Below are 636 nucleotides of genomic sequence, written 5' to 3' on the forward strand. Positions count from 1 at the left end.
AATATCAGCAGTTTGATCATTTCGCAATTTAGCTAGGAAAGCATTGAACTGTCTAGGATTTTTTTAGAATGAGTGTGTATATCAGAAAATTTTTAGCAGGTTCTGATGGGATGAGTCCCCTTGCTGATATCATGTGTTCAAAATAACACAAATGGGATGTGGATAGCAGAAGCCAATCGACCAGTGTTCACCAGAACACTCGGTGATTGACATTCTGACTTGATGTGGTTTATATGTTTTATGAGTGCTATTAAATCGCGCTGTTGTTGGCGAAAGGATCTTGCAGAGTTCCGTGGGCTTACGGATCGAGAACGGACTGGATTTTTACTGGTTCTGGAATGGTTTGAGAATTTTCGCCTGCGCAATGAACTAGAAGCGGGGCGGGATGCGGCGAAGGTGTTCTGGAGATCTGAGGTGGTGCGGGAAGATCGCCCTAGGGAACCATGGCAACTGGAGCAGTGGCAGGATGCCATCAAGTGGTATCTGGACTGGTTGGCAGCTTGTACGGAGGCAGGGTCGGATCACCGGAGCCTGCCGGAACGGATGAGGGCGTCGGTGTATTCCGCTTGTTCACGGAGGGGCTTAGCGAAGCGAACTAAGCAATGTTATGGGGCATGGGCGTCACGGTATTAACCC

Source organism: Rubritalea profundi, assembly GCF_002954445.1.
Classification (GTDB): domain Bacteria; phylum Verrucomicrobiota; class Verrucomicrobiia; order Verrucomicrobiales; family Akkermansiaceae; genus Rubritalea; species Rubritalea profundi.